This window comes from Bradyrhizobium sp. WSM4874, assembly GCF_055811835.1.
Genome location: NZ_JBVVPR010000074.1, coordinates 1 through 15874, shown reverse-complemented (window position 1 = coordinate 15874; position 15874 = coordinate 1). Strand labels below are relative to the sequence as shown.

Annotated in this window: 18 protein-coding genes and 1 tRNA gene; 7 read left to right on the top strand and 12 right to left on the bottom strand. The window is 63.8% G+C overall.

The genetic code is table 11. From position 1 onward, the window contains the following. Window positions 1-258 (top strand): hypothetical protein (locus AC0L3P_RS37595; RefSeq protein ID WP_473309117.1); only part of this gene is annotated, 258 nt, incomplete at its 5' end. 14 nt (window positions 259-272) lie between these two features. Here the strand turns inward: AC0L3P_RS37595 and chpT are convergent. Next, complete coding sequence (gene chpT / locus AC0L3P_RS37590; protein ID WP_354066159.1) at window positions 273-926, bottom strand: histidine phosphotransferase ChpT; 654 nt, start codon at window positions 924-926, stop codon at window positions 273-275. 170 nt (window positions 927-1096) lie between these two features. Between chpT and AC0L3P_RS37585 the strand changes: the two genes are divergently transcribed. Further along, window positions 1097-1924 (top strand): 3'(2'),5'-bisphosphate nucleotidase CysQ family protein, encoded by an 828-nt coding sequence (locus AC0L3P_RS37585; protein WP_473309116.1) that lies wholly within the window; start codon window positions 1097-1099, stop codon window positions 1922-1924. A gap of 13 nt (window positions 1925-1937) precedes the next feature. Here AC0L3P_RS37585 and AC0L3P_RS37580 read toward each other — a convergent pair whose 3' ends face one another. Continuing rightward, a complete protein-coding gene (locus AC0L3P_RS37580) occupies window positions 1938-2423 on the bottom strand; it encodes a YHS domain-containing (seleno)protein (protein ID WP_473309115.1) in 486 nt (161 codons plus the stop codon). 139 nt (window positions 2424-2562) lie between these two features. Between AC0L3P_RS37580 and AC0L3P_RS37575 the strand changes: the two genes are divergently transcribed. The 3 genes from AC0L3P_RS37575 to AC0L3P_RS37565 all read left to right on the top strand — a co-directional run bounded on the left by AC0L3P_RS37575 (window position 2563) and on the right by AC0L3P_RS37565 (window position 4817). Then, on the top strand, window positions 2563-3168 hold the full coding sequence (locus tag AC0L3P_RS37575) for a DUF1134 domain-containing protein (RefSeq protein WP_007606270.1): 606 nt from the start codon (window positions 2563-2565) through the stop codon (window positions 3166-3168). Window positions 3169-3288: 120 nt separating this feature from the next. Next, complete coding sequence (locus AC0L3P_RS37570; protein ID WP_473309114.1) at window positions 3289-4587, top strand: hypothetical protein; 1299 nt, start codon at window positions 3289-3291, stop codon at window positions 4585-4587. Window positions 4588-4742: 155 nt separating this feature from the next. Next, window positions 4743-4817 (top strand) — tRNA-Val (locus AC0L3P_RS37565). A gap of 238 nt (window positions 4818-5055) precedes the next feature. On the opposite strand, the gene AC0L3P_RS37560 is transcribed toward AC0L3P_RS37565, so the two are convergent. The 10 genes from AC0L3P_RS37560 to AC0L3P_RS37515 form a co-directional block, all read right to left on the bottom strand. After that, entirely contained in the window at window positions 5056-6285 is a 1230-nt protein-coding gene (locus AC0L3P_RS37560; RefSeq protein ID WP_473309113.1) for an efflux RND transporter periplasmic adaptor subunit, read from the bottom strand. A gap of 2 nt (window positions 6286-6287) precedes the next feature. Next, on the bottom strand, window positions 6288-8651 hold the full coding sequence (locus AC0L3P_RS37555; protein ID WP_473309112.1) for an ABC transporter permease: 2364 nt from the start codon (window positions 8649-8651) through the stop codon (window positions 6288-6290). A 5-nt stretch (window positions 8652-8656) separates the two neighbouring features. After that, complete coding sequence (locus AC0L3P_RS37550; RefSeq protein WP_473309111.1) at window positions 8657-9364, bottom strand: ABC transporter ATP-binding protein; 708 nt, start codon at window positions 9362-9364, stop codon at window positions 8657-8659. Then, window positions 9361-9729: a hypothetical protein gene (locus AC0L3P_RS37545; protein WP_473309110.1), complete on the bottom strand. Its 369-nt coding sequence runs from the start codon at window positions 9727-9729 to the stop codon at window positions 9361-9363. The genes AC0L3P_RS37550 and AC0L3P_RS37545 overlap by 4 nt, the downstream gene beginning before the upstream one ends. An 86-nt stretch (window positions 9730-9815) precedes the next feature. Next, window positions 9816-10490: a methyltransferase family protein gene (locus AC0L3P_RS37540; RefSeq protein WP_473309109.1), complete on the bottom strand. Its 675-nt coding sequence runs from the start codon at window positions 10488-10490 to the stop codon at window positions 9816-9818. Beyond that, window positions 10487-10738, bottom strand: coding sequence for a DUF2933 domain-containing protein (locus AC0L3P_RS37535; RefSeq protein WP_473309118.1), 252 nt, complete (start codon window positions 10736-10738; stop codon window positions 10487-10489). Before AC0L3P_RS37535 ends, AC0L3P_RS37540 begins: the two co-directional genes overlap by 4 nt. Before the next feature lie 288 nt (window positions 10739-11026). Further along, entirely contained in the window at window positions 11027-11704 is a 678-nt protein-coding gene (locus AC0L3P_RS37530) for a hypothetical protein (RefSeq protein ID WP_473309108.1), read from the bottom strand. A gap of 54 nt (window positions 11705-11758) precedes the next feature. Beyond that, on the bottom strand, window positions 11759-12241 hold the full coding sequence (gene greA, locus AC0L3P_RS37525) for a transcription elongation factor GreA (protein ID WP_473309107.1): 483 nt from the start codon (window positions 12239-12241) through the stop codon (window positions 11759-11761). Between the two features lie 40 nt (window positions 12242-12281). Further along, window positions 12282-12794: a hypothetical protein gene (locus AC0L3P_RS37520; RefSeq protein WP_473309106.1), complete on the bottom strand. Its 513-nt coding sequence runs from the start codon at window positions 12792-12794 to the stop codon at window positions 12282-12284. 157 nt (window positions 12795-12951) lie between these two features. Beyond that, on the bottom strand, window positions 12952-13290 hold the full coding sequence (locus AC0L3P_RS37515) for a hypothetical protein (RefSeq protein ID WP_247282441.1): 339 nt from the start codon (window positions 13288-13290) through the stop codon (window positions 12952-12954). Between the two features lie 255 nt (window positions 13291-13545). Between AC0L3P_RS37515 and AC0L3P_RS37510 the strand changes: the two genes are divergently transcribed. After that, on the top strand, window positions 13546-13779 hold the full coding sequence (locus AC0L3P_RS37510; protein WP_275174633.1) for a DUF3551 domain-containing protein: 234 nt from the start codon (window positions 13546-13548) through the stop codon (window positions 13777-13779). A 325-nt stretch (window positions 13780-14104) separates the two neighbouring features. Beyond that, window positions 14105-15640 (top strand): peroxidase family protein, encoded by a 1536-nt coding sequence (locus AC0L3P_RS37505; RefSeq protein WP_473309105.1) that lies wholly within the window; start codon window positions 14105-14107, stop codon window positions 15638-15640. Window positions 15641-15874: the final 234 nt, after the last annotated feature.

The window sequence follows — 15874 nt, the reverse complement described above, 5'->3', positions numbered from 1 at the left end:
CTTCACCAGCTGATTGTCCACGGTGTCCAGGCTCTCGCTGGTTTCCGTCAAAAACTCCCGCAACAGATCATCCATGAAAACAGGCCTTCATACAGGGAGGGCGCGCACACAAGACGTGATGCGCCAATTCGGAATGGGGCCAGCTTCACCGCAAAGCGTTTAATAATGGTTGAGTATGTGGAAAAGAACGGAATCAACAAAGAGATAAGGCGCTCCGGACAAGCCGAAGCGCCTCGTAAAGACTTGATTAACGTTTGAGAGCGGCGGCAGGTCTATGAAGCGATAATGGTGATGGCCTCGCCTTCGTGCGCGAGCCTCACGGTCAGCCCGCAGGCCTCTGCCAACAGCCGCGTATAATAAGGCTGGATCGCATGTGCATCCGCAGCCGGGCCGCGCTCGCCGCTCAGGAGCTCGGCGATGTTCTGCGGCAGGCGCGCATTATGTCCGGTCGCGGTGATGCGGAAACTCATCGTCTCGCCCTCGCCGATCGGATCGATCGTCAGCGTGCCGCCGCGCGGGATCGTGTGCTGCGAAACAACCAGCATGTTAAGCAACAGCTTGACGCGATTCTTCGGCAGCAAGATCCGCGGCAGATTCCAGGTGATCGAGCACTTGCCGTCCTCGATGTGGCCGCGCGCCATGGTCTGGGCGTCGCCGAGATCGATCTGCGCGCCGGACGAGCCGGCCGCACCAAAGGCGAGGCGGCAGAACTGGAGGCGGGCGGAGGCGGTCTTCGCGCTCTTGCGAATCAGGTCGAGTGCGAACTCGCGGTCGTCGGGCTTGGGATCGTCGTCGAGCACTTCGAGCCCATTGACGATGGCGCCGACAGGGCTGATGAGATCGTGGCAGACCCGCGAGCACAGCAGCGCAGCGAGTTCGAGCGCATCTGGAGCGGTGGCGGTAGCGGGTGACGAAGCGTCAGACATAAAGGGTTCCTGGAATTGCACGGCGCGGACGCGGCGAATCAAGCATGCTTGACGAATGCTGCTGGTTCTAACATTCGCAAGCCCGTGGCAGCTAGCTTGCGATCGGTTCGAAGCGGCCCTAATGCCGCGGCGAATCACTGAGTAGGGATGGAATTGCCGATGAATGAGGCATGCAGGTGAAGCGGATCATCGACGGCGCGGCCGCCTCCCACCTGATGGAGCCGCTCACCGCGCTGGTGGTGAAGGCCGGCGAAGCCATCCTCGCGGTCAACCGTACGGCGATGCGCGTCGACGGCAAGCAGGACGGCTCGCCGGTGACCGAGGCCGACCTTGCCGCCGACCGCATCATTGCGGACGGGCTGGCGCAGCTTGCGGGCCACATCCCGACGCTCTCGGAAGAGCGGACCCAGCTCGCCTCGCCGCCATTCCGCGACAGCTTCTTCCTGATCGACCCGCTCGACGGCACCAAGGAGTTCGTCGCCGGGCGCGACGAGTTCACCGTCAACCTTGCACTCGTGACATCGGGCGTGCCGCTGCTGGGCATTGTCAGCGCGCCCGCACTTGGGCTGCTCTGGCGCGGCATCGTCGGACGCGGCGCCGAGCGGGTCAGGTTTGACGGCGCGACCATCGGCGCTGCCGAGCCGATCCATACCCGCAAGCTGCCGCCCCTGGGCGAGCCCTGGATCGCCGCGGTGAGCCGCTCGCATGGAGATCCCAGAACCGAGGCGTTCATCGATCACCGCGCCAACGCCGTCAGGAAGACGGTCGGCTCGGCCGTGAAATTCGGCCGGATCGCGGAAGGCAGTGCCGACATCTATCCCCGCTTCGGGCCCACCTGTGAATGGGACGTCGGGGCCGGCTACGCGGTCGTGACCGCCGCCGGCGGCAGCGTGACCGACGGCAAGGGCGGCGCACTCCGCTTCGGCGAGCGGCACGAAGTCGGCTTCATCATCCCGGAGTTCATCGCCTGGGGTGACCCGCAGGCGGCAAGACTCTGAAATCGTAAAGACGCTACTGGCTGAGCTTGTCCTGGAGGGCCGGCCAGCGCTTGCCCACCTCATAGAGGAAGCGCTCGGGATTGGCGGCGAAGGCGTCGCGATTGGCTTCCCGGCTGAACAGATAGAGCCGCTGCGCCACGATCGTGAAGAAACGGGGGTTGGCCGCGATGGTGACGCCGCGGGCGATATCGACCGGATCGTAGCCGCCGAACTGCGGCCCGTAGACTTCGGGATGGGCCAGGAAAGAGGCCCGGTTGCCCTCGTTCCGAAAGCGCCAGACTGCGGCCCACAGGTTCGCCTCGAACTCGGCCGTCCCCTGCACGGCCGCGCCATCGACGAAATAGGCCACGGGGTCGAAGCCCTCGATGGCCACGCCGCTGAAACGGTTGACGACGATCCGCTCGGTGGTGGCCGCCTGCACCGGCACCCCCGCGCAGAGGATCCAAATGCCCGACAGCATGCAGACCAGAAGGCCGATCAAGGCAATTCCGGGGCGCAAAGGGCTGGCTTCCTGCCGTTGTGCCGTCATAGTTGCTGCGGATAACATCCGAGTCGAGGGGACATCCGGCGCAACCTAGAGCCGCGCCTGTTGGCGCCAGGTTAAGGAAGCGACCGGATTCGATACCAGGGGTTCTTTTATGACTTTCGCATCACGCCTTGCCGCAGTCGCGCTTGCCGCGATGGTCGGGTGGATCATTCCGGCTTCCGCCCAGCAGCCGCCGCCGCCCGATTTGCCGCCGCCGCAGCGGACCCCGACGCCCAGCACCTATGGGCCGGACGAACTCGTGAACGCCGGCCACCGTTTCTTCGGCAACGTCTCGCGCGGTCTCGCCTCGATCATCGAGAAGGCGGTCAGCCAATGGGGCCTGCCCAACGGCTATATCCTCGGTGAGGAAGGGTCCGGCGCTTTCGTCGCCGGCCTGCGCTACGGCGAAGGCACGCTCTACACCAAGAACGCCGGTGACCTCAGAGTCTACTGGCAGGGTCCCTCGCTCGGCTTCGACTGGGGTGGCGACGGCGCGCGTACCATGACGCTGGTCTATAATCTGCCCGCCACCAACGCGATCTACCAGCGCTTCGCCGGCCTCGACGGCTCGGCCTACATCATCGGCGGCTTCGGCATGACGGCGCTCACCGCCAACAACATCGTGCTGGTGCCGATCCGCTCGGGTCTCGGCCTGCGGCTGGGAGCCAATATCGGCTATTTGAAATTCACCCCGCGCGCGACCTGGAACCCGTTCTAGCGTCCCGCTTTCCCCTCCGGCGACGGATCAAGGTTAACGACATGTCGGGGCTGGCTTTTTGCCGGCCCCGCATGCAATGTCCTTGGTAAATTTTTCCTTAGCTTTTGGGAGTTCTGGCCCATGGTCGAACCGATCATGTACCTGGCGATCGGTTTCCTGCTCTCGATGCTGTGCGGTCTCGCGATCGTGCCGCTGGTGCATAACCGCGCCGTGCGCCTGACCACGCGCCGGCTCGAGGCCGCCACGCCCCTGTCGATGGCCGAGATCCAGGCCGACAAGGACCAGCTCCGCGCCGAATTCGCCATGTCGGCGCGACGGCTCGAGATGAGCGTCGACCAGCTCAAGAACAAGACCACGAGCCAGCTCGCCGAGCTCGGCAAGAAGAGCGACGCCATCAACCGCATGAAGATCGAGCTCGGCGAGAAGAACGCCACGATCTTCGCGCTCGAAGCGCGCGAGAAGGCGGTGAAGGAGCAGCTCCGCGCCACCGAAGAGGAATTCAACACCAAGACCGCCGCCCTGCGCGCCGCCGAGCTCGCGCTGACGGACAAGCAGGGCGAGCTCGCAAAGATCAATTCCGAACTGTCCGACCGCTCGATGATGGCGGAGAGCCGCCAGGTCGAGCTGGTTGTGGTACGTGCGCAGATCGAGGAGCTGAAGAACCGCGTCGGCGACGCCGAAAAGGAATTTGCCGCGACGCAGGCGCGGCTGGCGCAGGAGCGTACCGAGTCCGAGACCGCCTCCCGCGAGCTCGGCGACGCCCGCGGCCGCGTCGAGAATCTGAGCCAGCGCGTCACCGACCTAGATCGCCAGCTCATCGTGCAGGTGAAAGAGGCCGAGATGCTGTCGGGCCGCGTCGGCGATCTCGAGGGACGCCTTGCCACGCAGGGCAAGCTGCTCGCGGAGCGCGACTATGAGAACAACCAGCTCCGCCAGGCCAACGAGGGCAACGAGCGCACCATCAAGGAGCTGCGCGTCGAGATCGCGGCCTTGAGCGGCGGCAAGTCGACGGCCGCAATGGACTTGATCCGCGCGGAAAAGACCGCGCTGGAGGAGCAGCTCCGCACCGCCCGCGACGAGCGCGCCAAGCTGCAGCGCGACATCAACGCGATCCAGCAGCAGGCCGAGAGCTCCTGGGCGACCGAGCGGATGGAGAACGCGCTGCTGCGCGAACGCATCAACGATATCGCCGCCGAGGTGGCCAAGCTCGCGATGCAGCTCGAAGGCCCGAACTCGCCGATCGAGGCCCTGCTCGCGGCCGAGGCCGGCCAGCCGCCGAGGCCGGCGCCGCGCCCGGCCAATGACGCCCCGACCAACGGCACGGCCGCAGGCACCCTGCCCGAAGGCGGCGGAACACTGGCCGAACGCATCCGCGCGCTCCAGGCCCACGCCTCCCGCGCCCGCCAGCAGGGCGCGTAGGCGACCCGAAAACGGTCGGACCGCCGAATTGCGGGTCCGGCGAAGGTTTTCGGGCCCGGCAGCGCCTCGAAACTTGACACGTTCGGCCCGCACTTCTAAATCGCGGGCTCCAAAGCGCCGGCGGCCGAAACTCGGGTCGCCTGCATGATGGTTTCGGGTGCATAGCTCAGCGGGAGAGCGTTCCCTTCACACGGGAGAGGTCCAAGGTTCGATCCCTTGTGCGCCCACCATCCACCTTCCAAAGCCATACTGATTGCGGACCATCGTCGACGCCTGGCGGCGTGTCGGGACCGCCTCAATCAAAAATGTCGAAAACAACCCCATGCACAGTAGCCGACCTCAGTCGGATCAAAGGGTTACAGCCGTGCTATTTTTCCGAAATCGGATTTGACTCGTCGGGCAAAACAGGGGCAGAATGCCACCGATCAAAATCTGCGGTTGTTCCGAAAAGCGGCCTGCATGGCGCTCTTACGGAAACTCCCGCTGCGCTACGCTGCGTCCGTCTGCAATCCTGTCGCTAGGATGGACGACGACCTTGTCCCCGGCGGAGAGGCCGGACAAAACCTCGGCAACGCGGTTGTTCCGATGACCGATCCGGATCGGAACCGTCCGGGCGCGCCCGTCCCGAACGGCGAACACCGCCCAGTCCTCGCCCTTCCGGAATAGCGCGCTCACTGGCACGGCCACGGCGTCAGGAGAGCTCCAGGTGGTGATGTGGACGACGACGCGATAATGGTGACCGAGCGACGGCGCCTCTGGAGGACTTGCGAAGTCGATCGTCACGCGCACCCGCTGCTCCTCGATGCCAAGGGCCGATACCTTGAGAAAGCCGGCTGGATCGACCCGGGCCACCTTGCCTCCGATCGCGGGACCGCCCCAGCCATCAATCCGGACCGGGGCGCCGACCTTGATCTGCACCGCATCGGTGGAGAGCAGGTCCGCGACGATCTCCAGATCGAGGGGGCTGCCGATATCCGCCAACGGCGCTCCCGACGGCACCGGCGCCTCGCTGTCCTGGACGATCCGCAGCACCCGGCCGCTCGCAGGAGCCAACACCCGAACGCAGCACGTCGGCTCAGTCTGGGGCTGAACGTCGGCGGGGTCGATCAGGCGCGCAGCGAGGCTGGCGCGTAGCGCGCGCCGGACGTCGACCTGAGCGCGCGCGCCCGCCAGCGACGCTTCATTGCTCGCTGCGTCGAATTTGGCTTTGTCGAAAGCCTGCGCCGAGATCGTCTGTGTGCGGGAGAGCGTTTGCGCGCGCTGGAATTCGTTGCGTGAGAAATCGAGTGTGGCCTCGAGCCGCTTCACTTCGGCTTCCTGCTGCTGGATGGCGGCGTCGGCGGCCAGGACCTCGGCCTGAAGTTGATCGCGCGAGCGCACGTCGATGAAGTTCGGCAGGGTTGGCTGCATCACCGCGACAACGGTCTGGTTGGCCACCACCTCGTCGCCGACGTGAAGCGAAGGCCCATGCTCGGCCACGGGATGCGAAATGCGCAGCACCTTCCCGGCCACCGGCGCCGAGACGGTGTAGATGTGGCGGACATGAGTCTTGCCATCATCATCCACCGTCACTTCGATGGGACCTTTCGCGACCGTCGCGAGATCGACGAGGATCGGCTGTGGCCAAGCGAACCACGCAAGCCCCGCGATGACGAGACCAAAGCCCGCAATACCGATGATCCGTTTGATCCAGTTCATGGCTAATCTCGCGTCTTGAGGACCGCGACCAGGTCCATTCTGTTGATGCGGTTTCGTATGACGGCAGCGGATGCGATCGCGGCGAGAACGACCACCGCCGTGGCGGTGACGTAGGTGGAGTGTTCGACGACGAGGCGCACGCGCATCAGTTCGCCTGCAAGGTTCGTTTTCATGATCCAGGCGAGGCCATACCCCATCAGCCAGCCTAGCGGCTGTGCCATCAAAGTCAGGATGGCAAGTTCGAGCAGCAGGATCCGCAGCACCTCGCCGCGCGTGAAGCCGAGCACCCGCAGGCTCGCCAGTTCTCGCGCCCGTTCTGACAGCGAGATGCGGGCGTTGTTGTAGACGACGCCGAAGGCGATCACGGCGGCGAGGCCCGTATAGATGCTGGCCATCGTGGTAATCAGGAGGGCAACCGTCTTGCGAAAGTTGGCCAGCGAAACGCGCTGCAGTGCGACGCCGCTTACCGTCGGCATGGATTTGACGGCCGCATAGAATTCATCCCTCCGACTCTCGTCCAGGCTGAGGTTCACGCTGTTCACGACGGCCGTCTCGCGCATCACCTTTCGAAGCGCCTCCCTGTCCATCATGCCCTTGATGCCGAAATAGTCTTCGACCGTGGCCACGACCGGAAGTGCTACGGTGCGCCGGGCACCTTCCAGCAGATCCACTTCGACGGTATCACCGACACGGACGCCGAGGATCTGGCCCAGCATGCCCGAGATCGCCAGGCCGCTCTCCGGAAGAACCACGGGCTGAAGGTCAACATCGATGATCCGTCTCAGGCTGGCATCGGCCGGCCGGCCGCTGATCGTGATCCGGCGCTCGACGTTGCCATGCCGTATCCGCACAGGGACCTCGCGGAACGGCTCGGCCGCGAGAACTCCCGGCAGCCTGTTCACCTGATCGACGACATTTTCGATTCGCTTCTCGACGAAGCCGATGGTCGCATCCTGCCGGTCGGAGAGGAAATACGTCACCTCGATCAATTGCTCCATCGTATCGCGGGTGAACAGCGAAACGACGAGGATTGCGGTGGCGAGCGCCATGCCGAGCGCGGTGAATACCGCCCGGAGAGGATGGCGAGAGATGTTCCGGATCATCATCATGGTGGGCTGCGAGACCAGCTTCTCCAGCGCGAAGCCCTCAGGAAGCAGCCGGCGATAGGCCGGAGGAGCCGGCGGTTGCATGGCGACTGCCGGCGGCAGTTTCACGACCTCGCGCAGGGCGCGCACGGCACCGACAATGGCTGCGACGGCGCTCAATCCTCCGGCGATCAAATAGAGATCCGGAGCCTTGGCAAACACCAGGAACGGGAAGTGGAAGAATTCGCCGAACAGCGCCGTCACGCGGAGCCCGAGCCATGTTCCGATCACGCTGCCGAGTCCGATCCCGATCAGGACGAGCAAGACGACGAACTTCGTGTAGTGCAGCAGGATGCTGCCGTTGCGATACCCGAGCGCCTTCAACAGTCCGATCTGCTCGCGTTCGAGCGCCACCAGGCGGCTCAGGGTGAGGTTGACGAGGAAGGCAGATACCAGAAGGAAGATTGGCGGCAGCGTACGGCTCATGTTGTTGAGCATGTCGAGCTCATGATCGAGCCAGGCATGGGAGGTCTGGTCCTTGCGTCCGTGAGCCGCCTGGCTGCCGTAGGAGTCCAGCAAGGCATCGAGGCGGGTGATGATCTCGCGCTCCGATGCGTCGCGTTGCAGCTTCACCGAAACGTAGGAGAACGCACCCTCCAGATCGTAAACGCTGGCGAGCGCCTTCTCCGACATCCAGACGATGGCGAAGCGCCGGTCGTCCGGCATCAGGTCGCCGGGCCCGACGGTGTAGATGAACTCGGGCGACAGCGCCGTCCCCACGATGGTCAGCTCACGCTTCTTGCCGTTCAGGATCGCCTTGAAGCGATCGCCGGGCGCATATCCGTGGGCGCGCGCAAAGGTGTCGTTGACGACGACCTCCTCGGCCCGCCCGGGCTCCGGGAGCCGACCGGTGCGCATGTAGAGGCGGTTGAGCATCGGCTCACCGGTATCCGGCAGCGACACGAATTGCGCGCTCGCCGGTTCGGCGAAACCGGGGATATCGAGTAGCGCCAGCTTGGAAATCCGGGTGTCGACGACGGCCACGCCGGGAATTTTGGCGATGCGATCTGTCAGCGCCCTGGGCGCCCGCTTCACCTGTGCGAAGACGTCTGCGAAGCCATAGCGTTCGTAGTAGGCGGCCCGTGTTTCCTCCAGCGAGCGGTGCGACCCGGCCGCAAGTATGAGCGTGGCAACGCCGCCACCGATCACCAGCGCAATGGCCAGGACCTGCGCCCACAGTCGCATGACATCCCGAAAGAGCTTGATATCGAGAGCGGTCATGGCTTTCACCAGACCAATGCCGCGGCTTCTCGCCGGGTGTCGTTCTTCTGTATCCTGGAAATCCGGCCGTCAGCGAAGAACAGCACCCGGTCCGCGACCTGCTGGATGCTGGCATTGTGGGTGATGATAACGGTCGTGGTCCCGATCTGCCGGTTCACGCCGAGCAGGGCTTCCACGACGCGGATTCCGGTCTTCGAGTCCAGCGCGCCGGTGGGCTCATCGCAGAGCAGCACTGCCGGACGCTTGGCGATCGCGCGAGCGATGGCGACGCGCTGCTGCTCGCCGCCGGAAAGCTGGGCCGGAAAGTGATCCATGCGCTCCGCGAGGCCGACAAGCTCCAGCGCCTCGCCGGGCCGCATCGGACGGTCGGCGATCTCGGTGACTAGGGCGACGTTTTCGTAAGCCGTCAGACTGGGAACGAGATTGTAGAACTGAAAAACGAAGCCGATATGTTCGCGGCGGTAGTTCGTGAGCCCCCTGTCGTCGAGACCCGTCAGATCGAGGTCCCTGAAAAGCAGCTTGCCGCTCGTCGGCCGATCCAGCCCGCCCATGATGTTCAGCAATGTGGTTTTGCCGCTGCCGGAAGGTCCGAGCAGAACGACGACCTCTCTTTCGGAGATCTCGAGATCGACGTCATTGAGGGCATGCACGCTCACCTCGCCGGAGACGTACGTCTTGGTGAGAGCCCGCGCGGTGAAGACCGGCGGCGTCATGAACGAGCCCCCTCCCATACGAAAGTCGCCAGGCTGGCGGCCCACACCAGCGCCATCCCGAGCAGCACCCACTTGAAATCGGAATCGATTATGAAGTTGACGGCCGCCATCCAGCCGATCGACGCCGCGCCGCCGATCATGGCGCCTGCCGCGGCGAACGGATGATGGTCCCGGAATGACGTGACCGCCAAGGGGATCGCGAGTATCCCGCTGGCTGCGATGTAGCCGCCCATCACGCGAAAGACGTGAACGAGCCAGGATCCCAGCCTGCCTCCGATCGATTGCACTTCAGCGGGTGTCAGGTTCATGAACCTGATGTCTTCAGGCAGAAGGGGCGGCCGGAGAAGTACGAAATAGATTCCCATTCCGATCAGCAGGATTCCCGATCCGGTCAGCAGGATGGAGGAAAGGGTCCACGTAGGTCCTGCCTTTGACATCCGGAGGCGGTCCATTATCCGTGGCGGTAGTCGCTCGAGGGAGCACGTCCGAGGAGACGACCAAGCTTCGGAATGAAGCCCGGGACCTCGGCGGCGTACCGGCTGTATGCGCCACCGAACTCCGCTCTTGCGTCCCGCTCCTCATCGCGCGCCAGCTTCACATACATGGTCGTCAGGACCGGAAACATCGCCAGGGTGAGGATCGTCGGCCACTGCACCAGGAAACCCGACATCACCAGAATGAACCCGACATACTGCGGATGCCTCACGTAGCTGTATGGACCTGATGTCGCGAGACTGCGCGTCCGCTGTGCATCGTAGAGCACGCTCCAGGCGGCCGAGATCAGCAGGAATCCTGCACCGATCAGCACGAAGCTGAGAATGTGGAACGGACCGGCGTGTGGATTCGTCTTCCAGCCGAACATCATCTCCAGCAGGTGACCCGCATCGTGAGAGAACCAGTCGATGCCGGGGAAACGCGACTGCAGCCATCCGGAAAGGAAATAGATCGTGAGAGGGAAGCCGTACATCTCGACGAACAGCGCCACCAGAAAGGCGCTGAAGGCGCCGAACGAACGCCAATCTCGCGACGTCTGTGGCTTGAAGAAGCTGTAGGCGAAGGCGATGAACACGACCGAATTGACGACAACCAGGCTCCAAAGGCCGTAGGCAGGCGTACCGTCGCTCATGGCCTTGCTCCCCCGTCATCCGGCCGATCATGGTGATGGCCATGGCTGCCGTGCATGAAGAAATGCATCAGTGGACAGGCCAACAAGGGCAGCCAAATGAGCACGCCGAGCACATGGGCCCGATGTTCGGTGAACAGCAGCGCGCCAGCAATGGCAAGAAAGCCGACGAGGACGAGAGCCGCCCGGGACTTGCCCGACAAGCCTCGCGCCGCGCGCTCTCGGCTTCCAAGGTGATCCTGCATCGACACGGGCATGGGCGCCTCCTAGCAAGATCTACACCCTTTCCGATCGCCGATTTTGACGCATATCAAGGACCGCTCCGATGGCCGATCCTGATTGGATTTGCCTCGTTCATGAGCGACAAGCAGGACAAGCAATAGGGCGGACCTCGGTGGGACCGCGATTGTTCTGTTGGCGGTCGCGATCAATCAGAATGTGCGCGCGGAGGAAGACCGATTGCTTCGCTTCCGCCGTGGCCTTTCGAGCTTTGGCGGACAAGGCCCTCGCAACGACGGAACAAGCGGCGCCAACAAGCGTCAAGCCGCCCGCGCCGGCCGCCAGGCCGCGTAGAGACCGACGAGCGTCCCGATGGCGACCAGCGCTGCGGCCAGCAGCAGCTGCAATTCCCCGTCGTCAGTGGTGCCTACGGACGACACGAGTCTGCTCACGACGACGAACAGAACACCCACGGACGCTGCTGCACCCACGCCGAGATAGGCGAGTTCGCGCGTCAGGTTGCGGCCGAGGAGGCCGAGTGCCGTGAAATACATCGCGCAGGCGTTGGGATGAACGAACAGGGCAATTCGCGCGTAAGGGCCGTAGGCATCGAGCAGGGACTCACACCGGTTCAGGGCCGCCTTTGAGGCAACCCGCTGCAAGAGCGGTCTGAAAAAACGAGCCTGTCCGTAACTCAGAACGGCGCCCACGATGATTGCCAGCCACGCCACGATGAAAACGGAGACGTCCGCGGGCTTCGGATTGAGCGCCACGGACATCAGGATGAGAGCGGTTCCGGGAAAATAGCCAAAATACGGGAAGACCGACTCCAGCAGCACGCAGACGAAAATGAAGACCAGAAACCACGACGAACCGGTCGCATCCTGGACGATGGCGTTCAAGTCGAAGAGATCAGTCTTGTACAGGACGAGGTACATGCACATGGCCAATCCGGCCAGCGCGTAGAACGGCAATGCTCCCGACAGAAACCGCCTCATCCAGCTATCGCGCCTTGTTGCGCGGACACAGCGGAAACCATCGATAAACGTCCCCTACCCAATCGACAAAATCTCGATCTCCTGCGCACCCGCCCCCACGACATCCCCGACCGCCTTCCCCATCAACGACTTCGCCACCGGCGCCACGAACGAGATCGAGCCGGCCTTGGGGTCGGCTTCGTCCTCGCCGACGATGCGATAGGTTTGCACGCGGCCATCGGCGCGGCTGAAGGTCACCGTGCTGCCGAAGGCGACGATATCGGTCGAGGCCGGGGCGGGAACGACCTGCGCCGTGCGCAGCCGTTCGGTGAGATAGCGGGCGTCACGCAAGGGCACCGCCGATTGCCGGCGCTTTTCGTTGACGTCCTCGATGGCTTGCGCGGCTTCATGGGCCTCGCGTGCGTCCTGAAGCTGTCTTTGCAGCGCCTGCAAGCCCGCTTCCGTCACGAGGTTCGGATGCGGCGAGATCGGCCGATCCGGCAACAGCGTCTCGGCGGCGGTTTCCGCGCTCTCTTCTTTGGTAAAGGCAACGCTCAAGTCGAAATTCCTGTCGAACTGTTCGGGCTCACGGCCAAGATCATATCTCAAGTTCGACGAAACGGCGCAGCTTGAAGACGATGTCCGGCATGGCCTGGCGGAACCGCGTGGCATCCCGGAACGTGGCCGAGAACGGCGCGAAGGTGATCATCGCGTTCCAGTGCCGGTAACCGTAGACTGTGACGGAGGCGCCGGTCGCCGGAAAATTCTCCAGCTTGCGCAGCTCGCCCAGGACGAGATCCGCGATCGCTTCAGCAGGCAGCAATTGCTTGCCATCAGGCGTCGTGGCGATCTTCGCTGGCGGCTCGGCCGGCTTCGCGGCGGCCGTCGCCGGATTGGGCGCGCTCTCGGAATTGTTCTCTGAGTTGTTCTCGGGCTTGGCCGGCGGCGTATCGGAGGCGGGCTCGACCAGCTCAAATCCGTTCGTGGGCGCAGTCGGCGGCGGAACCTCGATGAGCGGCGGTGGCGCGACACTTTCTGCGGCGCGCTTGTTGCCTCCCAGGATGCTGCTGATCATGGCCACAAGGCCAGCATCCCTCACGTCGTCACTCATAACTCCCCCCAGGCTTCGGCCTACTCTAGCACCGCTCGCGCGGACCGCCACTGGGGATGTATGGCCGGATTTCGCCCGGCCAAGATCCTGTTTCACGACCGTCTCGCGATGGCACTGGCGGCGCGATGCCCGATCATTTCGCGCCGCCGTGGATCCGTCACTGCTTATCGAACGGAACGTATTGCTGGTACTGCTTCGGCACCGAGCTGCGGTAGCGCGCGGGCACCGTGCCGCTGTCGACCGAGTGATCGATCTCCTGCTGCCGCGTCATCTTCTTCTTCGCCGGCTTCTTCGACGCACTCTTCTTGGAGTCGGTCGGCTGGCTGGAAGCGTCATTGGTGGCGCCCGGCGCTGTCGTCGTCGCTGCCGGCGCGGCGGTTGTCGCCGCAGGCGCCGCCGTTCCGGCGGCGGCTGGTGCGCCCTGTGCCAACGCAAGCGGTGTTTGCATGAGAAGCGCCAGCGCTGCTGTCGCAGCCAGCAAGTATGATTTTTGCATTAGAACCTCCAAAATTCCTGATCCGAATAAGGCAAGCGTAGTTCTCCGGGATCGACGCGTGCAAGTCCGTTCACGATAGGCCGGAACCCCGTCGTGAACTGTGGCCGAGATCACATTGCCGGCGGCAGGCTGCGTCATGATGTGCCTTGTCGCGAACGCAACCGCCGTTCGCCGACACCAACGCAGGCATGACTTAGTAAGTGACGAGCCAGGCTCGCTGACATTCCTATCCACTCGCTCTCGAAGGAGACTGAAATGCGTCGCACCATCCTCACTCTCGCATCGCTCGCGGCCCTGATGGCCGTAGCAGCCCCGGCCGCCCAGGCACATCCTGCGAACGATCGATATTGCATCCAGGGCCGCTCGTGGGGTTACCCCGGCAATTGCCAGTTCGCCAGCTATCAGCAGTGCCTCGCCAGCGCGTCCGGCACGTCGTCTTATTGCGGCATCAACCCGCGCTACGCGTTCTCGCAGCAGCGCGACTACTGACGAATTCGCGGCGTGCGCGCATGACGCGCGCGCCGCCACAATTTTTGCGTGAAAACGATCCGCGTCGCCGATACCTCGGCGAATTGAAACTGTGCGAAGCCGCCTGCGTCCGTCGATGACGAGAATGTTATCCGTCTTCGCCACGGAGAATATTCACGATGCGCCGCCGTGGCTTGCAGGCGGGCGTCTCCTTCCGAAAATTTTGATGACGGGCAATTGTGATCCATCTCGCTCGTGGCAGGCGTGATCGCGCCTAGGCTGCAAACTCCAGCGCGAGAAACTTGAGCCCGAACTGTTTCATCCGACTTTTCAGGAAGGTGTTTCAATGAGCAGCCGCCACGCAATTGTTCCGCGCGGTCTGAACGCAACGCGTTCGCCGCTTTCGCAAGGCCGCTTCGGCCGCATGTTCCGCAAGCTCGCACCGGCCAAATTCGGCCCGAACGATTCCGACAATGTTGCAAACCTGTCGGCGCTCGCCGACAAGATGGTCGCCGGCTTCGACGGACCGAAGGACGGGCCGGACGCCGAAGAGAGCGGCATTCCCTCGCTCTACACTTATTTCGGCCAGTTCATCGACCATGACATCACCTTCGATCCGGTCAGCTCGCTGACCAAGCAGCAGGATCCTGACGGGCTCGTCGACTTCCGCACACCGTCGCTCGACATGGACAATCTCTACGGCCGCGGCCCGAATGACCAGCCCTACATGTATGACGGCATCAAGTTCCGCCTCGGCGAGAAGGTCACCGGCGCCGGCGTGCCCGACGCAGTCGATTTGCCGCGGTTCAAGGGCCGCGCGCTGATCGGCGATCCCCGCAACGACGAGAACAGCATCGTCTCGCAATTCCAGGCCTTGATGCTGCGCTTTCACAACCGCATGGTCGACGACAATGACAGCCTGTCGTTCGAAGACGTGCAGCAGCGCGTTCGATTCCACTATCAGTATGTGGTGCTGAACGACTTCCTGCCGCGCATCGTCCACGCCAGCGTGCTGGACGAGCTGAAGACCGCAGGTCAATACGACCGCAGCAAGCTCGCTTACTACCATTGGAAGACCTATCCGTTCATGCCGGTCGAGTTCTCGGTCGCGGCCTATCGGCTCGGGCACTCCATGATCCGCCCTGGCTACCGGCTGAACGACGCCGCCAACATGCTGCTGCAGATCTTCCCCGATCCCAACAATCCCGACCACAACGCACTGACCGGCTTCCGCGCGATGGGACCGGGACGCGCCATGGATTGGGGCCGCTTCATCGATCTCGACACCCGCCCCTACGGCGTCGAGGACGACGATACCAATCCCGACAACAAGAGGCGGCTGCAGTTCGCCTATCGCATCGATGCCTCGCTGGTGGACCCGCTGCGCAAGCTGCCGCCGGAAGTCGCCTCCAATCCGGCGTCGCTGGCGCTACGCAATCTCGAGCGCAGCTGGCGGCTCGGACTGCCGTCGGGCCAGGCCGTCGCCAGGGCGATGAACCTGACGCCGCTGACCGACGACGAGATCATCATCGGCAAGGCCGTCGACGAGCCGGGACCGGGCGACCCGCAAGTCAAGATCGCGACCATCGCGAACGGCGTGTTCGCCGGCAACTGCCCGCTGTGGGCCTACATCCTGGCCGAGGCGCGGCAAAACGCGAGGGACATGGCAATCCCCGCCACCGGTGGGCCCGCCACCGTCAAGACCCCGCAGCTCGGGCCGGTCGGCGGCCGCATCGTAGCCGAGGTCTTCCTCGGCATGATGTTCGGAGATAATTCCTCCGTGCTGTCGCTCGATCCGCAATGGACGCCGGTGACCGGCTCCAGCTTCGCGCTGAAGGACCTCGTCGCCTACGCGCTCGGCCAGGGCGATCCGCTGCATTGAGCGGGTGACGGACGATGGTGCAAGGCCGCTCGTCGTGCGAGCTGCCTTGTGGCCCACTCGCACGACGGGCGGGCGGATGGCTCCTGACAGGCGTGCTTCCCTAACGCGAATCCGTCCGCTTCCTGTTGACTCGCATCGCGAATGGAGAAATCCTTCAAAAACGCAATTGCCATTGCCAATCTCAGCAGTACGAACTTCGGCGCCCTCGGTTTTATCGGCGCCATCTGACCAGAT

What these genes read in the sequence shown, in the direction of transcription:
- chpT (WP_354066159.1), bottom strand. Translation starts at nt 926, where the DNA reads ATGTCTGACGCTTCGTCACCCGCTACCGCCACCGCTCCAGATGCGCTC.
- AC0L3P_RS37585 (WP_473309116.1), top strand. Translation starts at nt 1,097, where the DNA reads ATGCAGGTGAAGCGGATCATCGACGGCGCGGCCGCCTCCCACCTGATG.
- AC0L3P_RS37575 (WP_007606270.1), top strand. Translation starts at nt 2,563, where the DNA reads ATGACTTTCGCATCACGCCTTGCCGCAGTCGCGCTTGCCGCGATGGTC.
- AC0L3P_RS37570 (WP_473309114.1), top strand. Translation starts at nt 3,289, where the DNA reads ATGGTCGAACCGATCATGTACCTGGCGATCGGTTTCCTGCTCTCGATG.
- AC0L3P_RS37560 (WP_473309113.1), bottom strand. Translation starts at nt 6,285, where the DNA reads ATGAACTGGATCAAACGGATCATCGGTATTGCGGGCTTTGGTCTCGTC.
- AC0L3P_RS37555 (WP_473309112.1), bottom strand. Translation starts at nt 8,651, where the DNA reads ATGACCGCTCTCGATATCAAGCTCTTTCGGGATGTCATGCGACTGTGG.
- AC0L3P_RS37550 (WP_473309111.1), bottom strand. Translation starts at nt 9,364, where the DNA reads ATGACGCCGCCGGTCTTCACCGCGCGGGCTCTCACCAAGACGTACGTC.
- AC0L3P_RS37545 (WP_473309110.1), bottom strand. Translation starts at nt 9,729, where the DNA reads ATGGGAATCTATTTCGTACTTCTCCGGCCGCCCCTTCTGCCTGAAGAC.
- AC0L3P_RS37540 (WP_473309109.1), bottom strand. Translation starts at nt 10,490, where the DNA reads ATGAGCGACGGTACGCCTGCCTACGGCCTTTGGAGCCTGGTTGTCGTC.
- AC0L3P_RS37530 (WP_473309108.1), bottom strand. Translation starts at nt 11,704, where the DNA reads ATGAGGCGGTTTCTGTCGGGAGCATTGCCGTTCTACGCGCTGGCCGGA.
- AC0L3P_RS37520 (WP_473309106.1), bottom strand. Translation starts at nt 12,794, where the DNA reads ATGAGTGACGACGTGAGGGATGCTGGCCTTGTGGCCATGATCAGCAGC.
- AC0L3P_RS37515 (WP_247282441.1), bottom strand. Translation starts at nt 13,290, where the DNA reads ATGCAAAAATCATACTTGCTGGCTGCGACAGCAGCGCTGGCGCTTCTC.
- AC0L3P_RS37510 (WP_275174633.1), top strand. Translation starts at nt 13,546, where the DNA reads ATGCGTCGCACCATCCTCACTCTCGCATCGCTCGCGGCCCTGATGGCC.
- AC0L3P_RS37505 (WP_473309105.1), top strand. Translation starts at nt 14,105, where the DNA reads ATGAGCAGCCGCCACGCAATTGTTCCGCGCGGTCTGAACGCAACGCGT.